Source organism: Natronohydrobacter thiooxidans, assembly GCF_001884735.1.
GTDB lineage: Bacteria > Pseudomonadota > Alphaproteobacteria > Rhodobacterales > Rhodobacteraceae > Roseinatronobacter > Roseinatronobacter thiooxidans_A.
In genome coordinates this window covers 64,825-77,292 of sequence record NZ_MJAP01000003.1, presented here as the reverse complement: position 1 = coordinate 77,292, position 12,468 = coordinate 64,825, and the positions used below count along the sequence as shown (strand labels likewise).

Annotated in this window: 13 protein-coding genes; 12 read left to right on the top strand and 1 reads right to left on the bottom strand. The window is 63.5% G+C overall.

All coding sequences use genetic code 11. The features are described 5' to 3' along the window. Positions 1–7: 7 nt before the first annotated feature. Entirely contained in the window at positions 8–526 is a 519-nt protein-coding gene (locus BG457_RS02965) for an RrF2 family transcriptional regulator (RefSeq protein WP_071795528.1), read from the bottom strand. 234 nt (positions 527–760) lie between these two features. Between BG457_RS02965 and BG457_RS02960 the strand changes: the two genes are divergently transcribed. From BG457_RS02960 to ccmB, 12 genes are all read left to right on the top strand, one after another. Next, the gene (locus tag BG457_RS02960) at positions 761–2,083 is read left to right on the top strand and encodes an NAD(P)/FAD-dependent oxidoreductase (RefSeq protein ID WP_071795527.1); all 1,323 of its coding nucleotides are present in this window, start codon (positions 761–763) and stop codon (positions 2,081–2,083) included. A gap of 101 nt (positions 2,084–2,184) precedes the next feature. Further along, positions 2,185–2,541: a DUF5368 domain-containing protein gene (locus BG457_RS02955; RefSeq protein WP_071795526.1), complete on the top strand. Its 357-nt coding sequence runs from the start codon at positions 2,185–2,187 to the stop codon at positions 2,539–2,541. 264 nt (positions 2,542–2,805) lie between these two features. Continuing rightward, positions 2,806–4,305: a cysteine--tRNA ligase gene (gene cysS, locus BG457_RS02950; protein WP_071796016.1), complete on the top strand. Its 1,500-nt coding sequence runs from the start codon at positions 2,806–2,808 to the stop codon at positions 4,303–4,305. A 187-nt stretch (positions 4,306–4,492) separates the two neighbouring features. Next, on the top strand, positions 4,493–6,121 hold the full coding sequence (cimA, locus tag BG457_RS02945) for a citramalate synthase (RefSeq protein WP_071795525.1): 1,629 nt from the start codon (positions 4,493–4,495) through the stop codon (positions 6,119–6,121). Continuing rightward, positions 6,109–6,834 carry a class I SAM-dependent methyltransferase gene (locus tag BG457_RS02940; RefSeq protein ID WP_071795524.1) on the top strand — a complete coding sequence of 242 codons (726 nt, stop codon included), beginning with the start codon at positions 6,109–6,111 and terminating at the stop codon, positions 6,832–6,834. The genes cimA and BG457_RS02940 overlap by 13 nt, the downstream gene beginning before the upstream one ends. Then, positions 6,831–7,601: a squalene/phytoene synthase family protein gene (locus BG457_RS02935; RefSeq protein ID WP_071795523.1), complete on the top strand. Its 771-nt coding sequence runs from the start codon at positions 6,831–6,833 to the stop codon at positions 7,599–7,601. The genes BG457_RS02940 and BG457_RS02935 overlap by 4 nt, the downstream gene beginning before the upstream one ends. A 154-nt stretch (positions 7,602–7,755) precedes the next feature. After that, positions 7,756–8,079: a preprotein translocase subunit YajC gene (gene yajC / locus BG457_RS02930; protein WP_071795522.1), complete on the top strand. Its 324-nt coding sequence runs from the start codon at positions 7,756–7,758 to the stop codon at positions 8,077–8,079. A gap of 46 nt (positions 8,080–8,125) precedes the next feature. Next, positions 8,126–9,793 carry a protein translocase subunit SecD gene (secD, locus tag BG457_RS02925; RefSeq protein WP_071795521.1) on the top strand — a complete coding sequence of 556 codons (1,668 nt, stop codon included), beginning with the start codon at positions 8,126–8,128 and terminating at the stop codon, positions 9,791–9,793. A gap of 11 nt (positions 9,794–9,804) precedes the next feature. Next, positions 9,805–10,776 carry a protein translocase subunit SecF gene (secF, locus tag BG457_RS02920; RefSeq protein WP_071795520.1) on the top strand — a complete coding sequence of 324 codons (972 nt, stop codon included), beginning with the start codon at positions 9,805–9,807 and terminating at the stop codon, positions 10,774–10,776. Position 10,777: 1 nt separating this feature from the next. Continuing rightward, positions 10,778–11,134, top strand: coding sequence for an Mth938-like domain-containing protein (locus BG457_RS02915; RefSeq protein ID WP_071795519.1), 357 nt, complete (start codon positions 10,778–10,780; stop codon positions 11,132–11,134). A gap of 48 nt (positions 11,135–11,182) precedes the next feature. After that, positions 11,183–11,803 carry a heme ABC exporter ATP-binding protein CcmA gene (gene ccmA / locus BG457_RS02910; RefSeq protein ID WP_071795518.1) on the top strand — a complete coding sequence of 207 codons (621 nt, stop codon included), beginning with the start codon at positions 11,183–11,185 and terminating at the stop codon, positions 11,801–11,803. Next, positions 11,800–12,456 (top strand): heme exporter protein CcmB, encoded by a 657-nt coding sequence (ccmB, locus tag BG457_RS02905; protein WP_071795517.1) that lies wholly within the window; start codon positions 11,800–11,802, stop codon positions 12,454–12,456. Before ccmA ends, ccmB begins: the two co-directional genes overlap by 4 nt. Positions 12,457–12,468 lie beyond the last annotated feature (12 nt).

Here is a 12,468-nt window from a genome sequence, read left to right as displayed (position 1 = left end):
AAGGGTCTCAGCCAGCTGCCGCAACCAGTCGGGCGGGGCTATCCGGCATGGCGTCGGCTGCCGCCTGCGTGGTGCAGGCTGCCGCGAAACGCGGGGCTTCCATGTTCAGGATCGCCTGCAGCCCGGCATTGCATTCGACGAGTTCCGACAGATAGACCTCGTCCAGCGCCGAATAGAAGGCTTCGACCGCGCGTGACAGATGCGGCCGCATCACGCAATGCGCCTTGAGCGGGCAGGTGTTGTTGGGTGAGAAACATTCCATGAAGGGCAGGCCGGATTCAAAGGCGCGGAACACTTCGCCCACGCTGATCGAGGATGCCGCGCGGGCCAGATGAAACCCGCCATGCCGCCCACGCTGGGTGATGATGAAGCCTTCCTGGCCCAGTTTGTTGATAACCTGCGCCAGATGGTTTTCCGAGGCATTGACCGCCTGTGCGGCATCCTGCTTGCGCACGAGGCTGTCCTTGTTGACAGCGCAGAACATCAGCGTGCGCAGGGCGAGATTCGTTCTAGTGGTCAGTCGCATGGCTGTCTCCTCGGTGCCGGGCTTGCCCGGATCCGCTTAAATGGTTCCCCTTGGATATGCATTATCGGGCGCAACCAATGGCGCGACATTGATCCGGATCAAATACTTGCCCGCTTTTTCGGGTCATAGTGTCGCAGCCGCCCGGCTGCTTCCGGAAATGTCTTGGATTAAAGATAGTATAATTTATATATGCGATTGTGAACATATGTATGCCGGAGGAGAAGGGAGCGTCTCATGTCCGATCTTGACCATTTCACTGCAAGTCGCAGGGGTTTTCTGGGCCTTGCCGGGGCAGGCGGTGCGGCCCTGGCCTTGGGCACAGGGGCCGCGCAGGCGCAAAAGCAGCGCACATCCGCGCGTATCCTGATCCTTGGCGCGGGCGCAGGCGGTGCGGCGATTGCCAATCGTCTGGCCGATCGGCTGGAAGGGGCGCAGATCACGGTGCTCGACGGCAAGCAGGAGCATTGGTATCAGCCGGGCTTCACCCTGATCGCGGCAGGTCTGAAACCGGCCAGCTATGCCACCTCATCGCTGGCGGGCTGGCTGCCGCGCGGAATCAGTTTCGTCAACGATTATGCCGCCGAACTGGACCCGGAAGCCAACCGCGTCACCACGACCGGCGGGCAGCGGATCGACTATGATTATCTGATCGTCGCGACCGGGCTGGTGCTGGACTGGGATGCGGTGGAGGGGTTCGACCTGAGCATGGTCGGCCCGGAAAACGGGATCTCGGCACATTATGCGAGCCCCGAACTGGCTGAGAAGAGCTGGCACGCGCTGGACAGATTCACCGATCAGGGTGGGGTCGGGATGTTCGGTCGCCCGGCCACGGAAATGAAATGCGCAGGCGCCCCTGTGAAGATCTGCTTTCTTGGCGAGGATATCGCCACCACCAAGGGCAATCGCGCGAAATGCGAATTCATCTATAATGCGCAGGCCCAGAACCTGTTCGGCGTCCCGGTCATTCATCACCGCGTGCGCCAGATCATGGATGAGCGCAACATCACCTATCGCTATCAGCATGTGCTGAAAGCGATTGATCCGGGCGCAAAGACCGCGACCTATATCACGCCCGAGGGCGAGATCACCGATGCCTGGGATTTCATCAATGTCATCCCGCCGCAGCGCGCCCCGCAGGTGATCCGCGATTCTGGCCTGTCCTGGGCGGATAAATGGGTCGATCAGGGCTGGATCGAGGTCGATCAGCAGACCCTGCGCCATGCCCGCTACAGCAATGTCTTCGGGATCGGGGATATCAATGGCGTGCCCAAGGGCAAGACCGCAGCTTCGGTGAAATTTCACCTGCCCGTGGTCGAGGATCACCTGATCGCCGAGATCGCCGGTCGCGAGGGGACCAAGCTCTATGGGGGCTATACCTCCTGCCCGCTGATCACCCGGATCGGGCGCGCGATGCTGGTCGAGTTCGATTACAATGATAATCTGGTGCCCTCTTTCCCCGGTCTGATCGCGCCGCTGGAAGAGCTGTGGATTTCCTGGCTGATGAAGGAAGTCGCGCTGAAAGCCACCTATAACGCCATGCTGCGCGGTCGCGCCTGACCCGAGCGGGGGCAGGGGGCTGCCGCCCCCTCGGCGGGCAGGCCCGCCTCACCCCTGCGAGTATTTCGGGCAAGAAAATGGCCCCTTGAAAGGATGAGAGAATGGAAGATTTCAGCTTCATGACACTTCTGGCCGTGTTCGAGGAAATCTTCGGGCGCGGGCTGTTCTGGACAATGGTGGCGGTCGCGGTCGCGATCACGCTCGCCTATCTCTATGTGCTGATCCGCGACCGCAGCATGTCGATGCGCAAATTCCTGCTGGCGCAATTGTCGATGCCCTTTGGCGGCGCAGCGGCGGTCTGGTTCGTGATGATCATGACCAGTTCGGGCTTTCGCGATATTGGCGGCCCGATTGACTGGATCGTGCTCCTGGGCGTCTTCGTGGCCGGTGCCGTGGGCTTTGCGATTCTGGTCTATGTGGCGCAATCGCTGATCCGGGGCAAAGCGCCCGAGGCCTGAGGCCCGCCTCTCGAACAGGGCGGCGCTGCTCCTCCCGGCAAGATGCCGCCCTTCTCTGCCCGTGCCCTTCCTCCCGAGGGCGCGGGCCCTTGTTTTTGCGCTTGGCAGCGCGCCGGATTTGCGGTTAGTGTCGCGCGCATGAAGACCTTGACCTGCATCATCACCTGCTGCATTTGCCGCTGAGTTTCTCGGCGGTTGGTCTTTTGGCATTCTCTTCTGTCTGACAGCACCTTCCGCCGGGCCACCCGCCCTGACGAGGACGCCATGACCGAGATCCGCCTGCATAATTCCCGCACCCGCCGGAAAGAGCCCTTCGCGCCTTTGGATGCGCAGAATGTGCGGATGTATGTCTGCGGCCCCACCGTCTATGACCGCGCGCATCTGGGCAATGCGCGGCCCGTGGTGGTCTTCGATGTGCTCTACCGCTTGCTGCGCCATGTTTACGGCGAAAACCATGTCACCTATGTGCGCAATTTCACGGACGTGGATGACAAGATCAATGCGCGGGCGCGGGCGATGCAGGAGGCGGGCGATACGCGGCCCCTGAACGCGATCATCCGCGCGCTGACCGATGAGACGATCGGCTGGTATCACGCCGATATGGACGCTTTGGGGGCGTTGCGGCCCAGCCATGAGCCGCGCGCGACCGAGTTCATCGTGCAGATGGTGGCGATGATCGAAGGGCTGATCGCGAAGGGCCATGCCTATGCGGCGGAAGGCCATGTGCTCTTCGATGTGCGGTCCTACCCCGATTATGGCAAGCTGTCGGGTCGGTCGGTAGATGACATGATCGCGGGCGCACGGGTCGAGGTCGCGCCCTATAAGCGCGATCCGATGGATTTCGTCTTGTGGAAGCCCTCGTCGGCGGAAGAACCGGGTTGGGACAGCCCTTGGGGTCGGGGGCGTCCGGGCTGGCATATCGAATGCTCGGCCATGGCGCATGAGCTGCTGGGGCCTGCGTTTGATATTCACGGTGGCGGGATCGACCTGCAATTTCCCCATCATGAGAACGAGATCGCGCAGTCCTGCTGCGCGCACCCGGAGGCGGATTTCGCGAATTTCTGGCTGCATAATGAAATGGTGCAGGTCGAGGGGAAGAAGATGTCCAAATCCTTGGGCAATTTCTTCACGGTGCGGGATTTGCTGGAGCAGGGCTGGCCGGGCGAGGTGATCCGCTTTGTGATGCTGTCGACGCATTACCGCAAGCCGATGGATTGGACCGAGGAGAAGGCGCGGGAGGCTATCGCTACATTACGCGACTGGGCTCACACTGTGCTGGGTGCCGCGCCTTCTCAGGTAGATGAAGACTTTCGGGATGCTCTGTCTGACGATCTGAACACTGCAGAAGCGATCGCAGTCCTGAGCGATCTGCACAGAAGGGAAGAGGCTGATCGGCTCTTAGCAAGCGCGGCAATGATTGGGTTAGACCTCAAATCTATTTCGGAAAAGCCTTGGGCAAAGCTATTCGAGTTTGAAGCTCTAGATGGAAGATTTCTCAAAGAAGGCATCGACTACCAACCAACTATTGCAGTCATAGGATGGGGCAGTGTTTCAGAAGACGAGCAAGATGCCGCTTCCGAACTGGTCCACCGTTGGCTTCGATGCAGGCGAGAGAGAGATTTCGTGAAAGCAGACACTCTCAGGGAAAGTGCTGCAATGCTGGGGGTCGAACTGCGAGCAACCCGTTCGAAGAGCGGCGTAAATGGCGGAACCGCATTCTTGGCCGGACAGATAGACCCCGCCAAACTAGAGGCCCTCAAATGACCAGAAGCGCCCCCATCGCGGCATGTCCGCCCGTGCGCCAGCACGGGCAGCGCCCGCCATTTCGGGGGCTTACGCCGCGCCACTGGCGCGACGGTCCCCCTCAATCCCAGGCGGGCGCTTCGCTTCCCGCCTCGGGCGTGCGCTGCCCGTGTTCCGACAGGGCACGCAGATACAAGAGACAGTCCAGATGACCCGCACCCGCCTCACCCTCTATGACACGACACTCCGCGACGGCCAGCAGACGCAGGGCGTGCAATTCTCGACCCCCGAGAAGCACCAGATCGCCGCCATGCTCGACGCACTCGGCATCGACTATATCGAGGGCGGCTGGCCCGGCGCGAACCCCACTGACAGCGAGTTTTTCGCCACCAGACCCCGGACCCGCGCCACGCTCACCGCCTTTGGCATGACCAAACGCGCGGGCCGGTCGGCGGAGAATGACGATGTGCTGGCCGCTGTCCTGAACGCAGGCACGCAAGCGGTCTGTCTGGTCGGCAAGACGCATGATTTCCACGTCACCACCGCGCTGGGCATCTCGCTTGCGGAGAACCTCGACAATATCAGCGCCTCGATTCGCCATTGTGTCGCGCAGTCGCGCGAGGCGCATTTCGACGCCGAGCATTTCTTCGACGGCTACAAGGCCAATCCCGATTACGCCCTGCAGGCGCTCCACGCTGCCCATGGCGCAGGCGCACGCTGGGTCGTGCTCTGCGACACCAATGGCGGCACCTTGCCCGGCGAAATCCGCGCGATCACTGAAGCCGTGATCGCAAGCGGCATTCCCGGCGAGCGCCTCGGTATCCATTGCCATGACGATACCGGGCAGGCGGTGGCCTGTTCGCTGGCGGCTGTGGAGGCAGGCGCGCGCCAGATTCAGGGCACGCTGAACGGGCTGGGAGAACGCTGCGGCAATGCCTCGCTCACAACGCTGATCCCGACGCTGCTGCTGAAACCCGCCTATGCGGAACGGTTTGAAACCGGGGTGAGCCATGATGCGCTCAGGGAACTCCTGAAAATCTCGCGCAGGCTCGATGATATCCTGAACCGCGTGCCGCTGCGCACCATGCCCTATGTGGGCGCCTCTGCCTTCGCGCATAAGGCGGGGTTGCATGCCAGCGCCATTCTGAAAGACCCTTCCACCTACGAGCATATCGACCCGGCCAGCGTCGGCAATGCCCGCGTGGTGCCGATGTCCAATCAGGCCGGGCAGTCGAACCTGCGGATGCGGCTGGAAGAGATGGGGATCACGGTAGAGAAAGGCGATACCCGGCTTGGCGCGATTCTGGAGGATGTGAAGGCGCGCGAGGATCAGGGCTATGCCTATGATTCCGCGCAGGCCAGTTTCGAGTTGCTCGCGCGGCGCGCTTTGGGGCAGGTGCCGGAGTATTTCGAGGTCAAGCGCTACCGCGTGACCGTCGAGCGGCGCAAGAACAAGTATAACGAGATGGTCACGCTGTCGGAAGCCGTGGTCGTGGTCAAGATCGGGGACGAGAAGAAGCTCTCGGTCTCGGAATCGATGGATGCCGAAGGCCATGATCGCGGCCCGGTCAATGCGCTCTCGAAAGCGCTGGCCAAGGATCTCGGCCCCTATCAGGCGGCGATTGACGATATGAAACTGGTGGATTTCAAGGTGCGCATCACCCAGGGCGGGACCGAGGCCGTCACCCGCGTGATCATCGACAGCGAGGACGGGCAGGGGCGGCGCTGGTCCACGGTCGGCGTCTCGCCCAACATCGTGGATGCCAGTTTCGAGGCGCTTCTCGATGCCGTGAACTGGAAATTCCTGCGTGACGGAGTAAGCCCATGTCGGACCTGACCCCCGAGGAAGCGTTTCTCACGCTCTATAGTGATCTGAACCGCGAAGGGCCGGGGGCGCCTGCGGATCTGGGCTGGGCGCTCTCGGTCGCGGCAACCCCGGTGCAGGCGCGGATCATGGATGCGGGCTGCGGCTCGGGCGCGGATACGGTGACGCTGGCCAAGAACCGGCCTCAGGCGCAGATCGACGCTGTGGACAAGATCGCGCAATTCGTCGCGACCGCGCAGCAGCGCACCGCGCCTTTCGGCCCGCGCGTGCGGGTCTGGCAGGGCGATATGGCGCAACTGACCGGCCCCTATGATCTGATCTGGTGCGCGGGCGCGCTTTATTTTCTGGGTGTGACCGAAGGGCTGAAAACATGGCGCTCGGCATTGGCCGCAGGGGGCGCGGTGGCCTTTTCCGAACCCTGCCTGCTGCCGCGCCCCTCCGCCGCCGCGCGCGCCTTCTGGGCGGAATACCCGGCCATCAGTGATGTGGCGGGCATCCGCGCGCGGGTTCATGCGGCGGGCTACCGGGTGCTGGGGGAACAGATGCAGGTGGGCGACGCATGGGAAGCCTATTACATCCCGATGGCGAAACGCATCGAGAAACTGCGCCCCGGCGCGACCGGCGCCTTGGCCGAGGCACTGGACGAGGCCGAGCGTGAAATCGCGCGCTGGCGGGCGGCGCCGTCGGAAATCGCCTATGCGCTGATGGTCGTGGCCCCCGAATGAGTGATCTGGCCGAGAAGGTCCGGCAGGGCGATCCCGACCGCCATGCCGCGACACTCGCCGCGCCCGAGAAGGCGCGCGAAAAACTCTGGCCGCTCTACGCCTTCAATCTGGAAATCGCGCGCGCGCCATGGGTGACGGCAGAGCCGGTCATCGCCGAGATGCGGCTGCAATTCTGGACCGACACACTGGACGGGATCGCGGCAGGCAGCGCGCCGCGCGCGCATGAGGTGGCCGAACCTCTGGCGAGGGTCTGGCGCGAGGCCGCTCTGCCTGTGGAACTGGGCCATGCGATGATCGCGGCGCGAAAACGCGACATTTATCGCGAGGGTTTCGCCGATCTGCAGGCGCTGGAGGCGCATCTTGACGCGACCAGCGGTCATCTGATGTGGCTTGCCGCGATGATCCTTGGCGCAGAGGGCGCGGCGGAAAAGCCGGTGCGCGACATGGCCCATGCGGCGGGGTTGGCGAACTGGTTTCTCGCACTGCCCGAACTCCGCGCGCGCAATCTCCCGGCCTTGCCCGAGGACAGTGACGCGGGTATTCGCGCGCTCGCGCAAAGGGGGCTTGACCGGCTCTCGCAGGCGCGCAAGGCGCGCGGGGCAGTGCCCGCCTCTGCCATGCCCGCGTTGCTGACCGGCTGGCAGGCGGGGCCAATCCTGCGTCACGCGCTGGCAGAGCCCGCGCTGGTGCGCGCGGGCGGGCTGGCGCTGTCCGAGTTTTCCCGGCGGGGCAGGCTGCTCGCGCGTGCGCTGTCCGGCCGCTGGTAGTCCGCTCGCGCGTTTTCGTCGCGGAAGCACCGCAAAGCCCCTGCCTGCGCCTTGCCAATATTTGCCCCTGCGACTAGGGTGCGCGCCAAATTGCCCCTTTTCGGGGCGGCAACGCATGCCCATGTGATGGGCAACTCAACTGACAGGAGCTTTCATGTTCGTCACGCCTGCCTATGCGCAAGATGCCGGTGCCGCCGGTGGCCTGATCTCGATCATCCCCTTCATCCTGATCTTCGTGATCATGTATTTCCTGCTGATCCGTCCGCAGCAGAAAAAGATGAAGGACCATCAGGCCATGGTCGCGGCGCTGCGTCGCGGGGATCAGGTGGTCACGCAGGGCGGCATCGTCGGCAAGATCTCGAAGGTCAAGGAAGATGGCGAGATCGAGGTCGAGATCGCCGAGGGCGTGCGCGTGCGCGTGGTCAAATCGACCATCGCCACGGTCCTGTCCAAGACCGAACCTGCCGCGAAAGAGTGATCTTTCCACGCCACTGACCTGACCTGAACGCGGGGGCCTTGCGCTGATGCTGCAAATACCGATGTGGAAACGCGTGCTGATCTGGGCGACCTGTGCCCTCGCGCTGCTTCTGGCCATGCCGAACCTGTTCTATGAGCGGGTCGAGCGGCATAATGACGCGGCATCGCTGATCGAGGCCGGGCAGAGCACCGCCCAGATCGAGGCCGACAAGGCGGGCTGGCCCTCGTTCATGCCCTCTTTCCTGGTCAATCTGGGCCTTGATCTGCGCGGCGGCGCGCATCTGCTGGCGGAAGTGCGGGTCTCGGATGTCTATGCCGACCGGATCGACAGCATGTGGCCGGTGGTGCGCGACCGTCTGGCGCAGGAACGTGCGACCGTGGGCGCGGTGCGCCGCATGCCATCGGATGATGCGGGCGAATTGCGGGTCCGGGTCGGGACCACGGGGGCAACCGAGCAGGCGGCCAGCATCGTGCGCGAACTGGCACAACCCACGCAATCGCTGACCGGCTTCACGCAGGCGCGCGATCTGGATGTGCGTGTCGAGGGCGAGGATATCGTCGTCACCCTGTCCGAGGCCGAACGTCTGGCCACGGATGAGCGCACCATGCGCCTGTCGCTGGAAATCATCCGCCGCCGCGTCGATGAGGCGGGCACACGCGAGCCGACGATCCAGCGTCAGGGCTCGGACCGCATCCTGATTCAGGTGCCCGGTATTGGCTCTGCCGAAGAGTTGAAGGCGCTGATCGGCACCACCGCGCGGCTGACCTTCCACCCGGTGATCAATGTCACCTCGAACCCCGATGAAATTCCGGGGCCGCGTCAGGTGATCTACCCGTCGATGGATGATCCGGGCACCTATTATGTGCTGGATCAGACCCCGGTGGTGACGGGTGAACAACTGGTCGATGCCCAGCCGGGCATGGACCAGAACAACCGCCCCGCCGTGAATTTCCGCTTCAACCCGGCAGGCGGACGGGCTTTCGGCCTCTATACCGCTGAAAACATTGGCAATCCCTTTGCCATCGTGCTGGATGGCGAGGTCGTCTCGGCCCCGGTGATCCAGAGCCATATTCCGGGCGGCTCGGGCATCATCACGGGCCGTTTCACGGTCGAGGAAACCAGCCGCCTTGCGGTCCTGCTGCGTGCAGGGGCCTTGCCTGCGGAGATGGATTTTCTGGAAGAACGCACCGTCGGGCCGGAACTCGGGCAGGACAGTATCGATGCAGGCCGGATTGCCGCGATTGTCGCCATGGTGGCAGTGCTGGCCTTCATGCTCGCCTCTTATGGTGCCTTCGGGGTGATCGCGAATATCGCGCTTCTGCTTAATATCTCGATGATCTTCGCGCTCTTGTCGCTGATCGGGGCCACGCTGACCCTGCCGGGGATTGCCGGGATCGTGCTGACCATCGGGATGGCGGTGGATGCGACGGTGCTGATCTTCGAGCGCATACGCGAGGAAATGCGCACGGCCAAGGGCCCGGCCCGCGCCATCGAGCTGGGCTATGAAAAGGCGCTCTCGGCCATTCTGGACGCGAATATCACGACCTTCATCACGGCCTTGATCCTGTTTGCGATGGGTTCTGGCCCGGTGCGCGGCTTCGCGGTCACGCTGGGGCTGGGGATCCTCACCTCGGTCTTCACGGCGCTTCTTGTCACCAAGCTGATGATCGTCATCTATTTCGAGCGCGCGCGCCCGAAAACTCTTGTGATCTGAAGGGGTTGGGAATGAGACTTAAACTGGTTCCGCAAGATACCTCGGTCGATTTCTTCCGTCATTGGCGGTTGACCTTCGGCGCCTCCGCGCTGGCGATGGTGCTGTCCATCGTTGCGTTCTTCGCGATGGGGCTGAATTTCGGCATCGACTTCCGGGGCGGCACCTCGATCCGGACTGAAGCGCAGGCGCCGGTCGATATCGGCGCCTATCGCTCGGCCATCATGCCCCTGGGCTTTGGCGATGTGGCCATCACCGAGGTCTTTGACCCGGCCTTCGGCGCAGATCGCAATGTCGCAATGGTCCGCATTCAGGCGCAGGAAGGCACCGAGGCGATCACGCCTGAGCAGATCAACGCGGTCCGCGAGGCGCTGGTCGCCGTGGATCCGACGCTGGTCTTTGCCGCCGTGGAATCGGTCGGGCCGAAAGTCTCGGGCGAATTGATCCGCTCGGCGGTGATCTCGGTCGTGCTGGCCTTGGCGGCGGTGCTCTTCTACATCTGGCTGCGGTTTGAATGGCAGTTCTCGGTCGGGGCCGTGGCCGCGCTGGTGCATGATGTGGTGCTGACCATCGGCATTTTCAGCGTATTGCAGATCCGCTTCGATCTGGCGATCATCGCAGCCCTTCTGACGATTGTGGGCTATTCGCTGAACGACACAGTGGTTGTGTTTGACCGGGTGCGCGAGAACCTGATCAAATACAAGAAACGCCCCCTGAAAGAACTGCTGACGCTCTCGATCAATGAAACGCTTTCGCGCACGGTCATGACCTCTGTCACGACGCTTCTGGCGCTGATCGCGCTCTTTGTGCTGGGCGGCGATGTGATCCGGGGGTTCGTCTTTGCGATGATCTGGGGCGTGATCGTGGGCACTTATTCCTCTGTCTTCGTGGCCTCGGCGGTCTTGTTGCGGCTGGGCGTCAAGCGCGACTGGTCGAAGAATTCGGGCGATACAGCGGGTACGCGCTTCGGGGTAAAGGAAAGCTGAGATGCGCATCTCCGAGGTCGATTTCGGCGCGAAACAACCGGTGGACGGTTATGGCCCCGATTTCTTCCGTCTGGGCGGGGTCGCGCATCCCGCGCCGCTGCTGGTGGCCCCCGGTATCGTGCAGGGCTGGGGCGGCTATGCGGATCACGAGACCCTGCTTGCGCTGGCCGGTCAGGTCGATGTGCTGCTGATTGGCACCGGCGGGCAGATCGCCCATATCCCGACAGAGCTGCGCGAGGTTCTGGAAGCGGCGGGACTGGGCGTCGAGGCGATGGACAGCCCGGCGGCCTGCCGCACCTATAATGTGCTTCTGTCGGAAGCGCGGCGCGTGGCCCTTGCTGTCCTGCCGGTGGGGTGAGGGCAGTATCTTGAGTATTTCTGGCAAGATGAATCCAGCGGGCCGGACATGCTGAGCGTGCAGGGGCTTGCCTGCGCACGCGGTGGGCTGCCCTTGCTGGAAGGTGTCAGCTTCGCGCTGCAGGCGGGTCAGGCGCTGGTGCTGCGCGGCCCCAATGGCTGCGGCAAGACCACGCTTCTGCGCACCGTGGCAGGGTTGCAGCCCGCGCTGGCGGGGGAGGTCTCGGCAAGCACCGACAGCATCGCTTATGCGGCCCATGCAGATGGGATCAAGGGCACGCTGAGCGTGCGCGAGAATCTTGAATTCTGGGCCGCGATCTATGGCACGCGCGGGATCGGGGCGGCGCTGGAGCAGATGAATCTGCGCGCGCTGGCGGATCGGGCGGCGCAGAACCTGTCGGCAGGGCAGAAGCGGCGGCTGGGGCTGGCGCGGCTGATCGTCACAGGTCGCCCGCTCTGGGTGCTGGATGAGCCGACAGTCTCGCTCGATGCGGCCTCGGTTGCACTGTTCGGGGCGGTGGTGCGCGCGCATCTGGCGCAGGGCGGCATGGCGCTGATGGCGACGCATATCGACCTTGGCCTGCCAGAGGCCGCGATTCTGGACCTGACGCCCTACAAGGCCCGCTTGCCGGAGCCGGGCGCGGGCGGGTTTGACGAGGCCTTTCTGTGATCGCGCTGTTGATACGCGATCTGCGACTGGCGCTGCGGGCCGGTGGCGGCTTCGGGCTGGGGCTGGCGTTCTTCCTGATCCTTGCGGTGCTGGTGCCGCTGGGCGTGGGGCCGGAGCCCGCGACACTGGCGCTGATCGCACCCGGTATCCTGTGGGTGGGGGCATTGCTGGCCTGTCTTTTATCGCTGGATCGCATTTTTGCGCTGGATTTCGAGGATGGCTCGCTTGACCTGCTGGCCACTGCCCCGGTGCCGCTGGAGGCCGTGGTCACGATCAAGGCACTCGCTCATTGGCTGACCACGGGGCTGCCGCTGGTGCTGATCTCGCCGGTTCTGGGCCTGCTGCTGTTCCTGCCTGCGGATGCCTATCTGTGGCTGATCCTGTCGCTGCTTCTGGGCACCCCGGCGCTGTCGGTGATCGGCACCTTTGGCGCGGCACTGACCGTCGGGCTGAAGCGCGGGGGGCTGTTGATGTCGCTGCTGGTGCTGCCACTTTACATTCCGACCTTGGTTTTCGGGGCAGAAGTGGTCAGTCGTGGCGCGCAGGGGCTGGCGGTGAACACACCGCTCGCTCTGTTAGCGGGGATTACAGCAGGGGCTGTGGCATTATTGCCCTTTGCATCGGCCCTTGTGCTGCGGATAAACCTTCGGTGAAGCAAGCCTGCA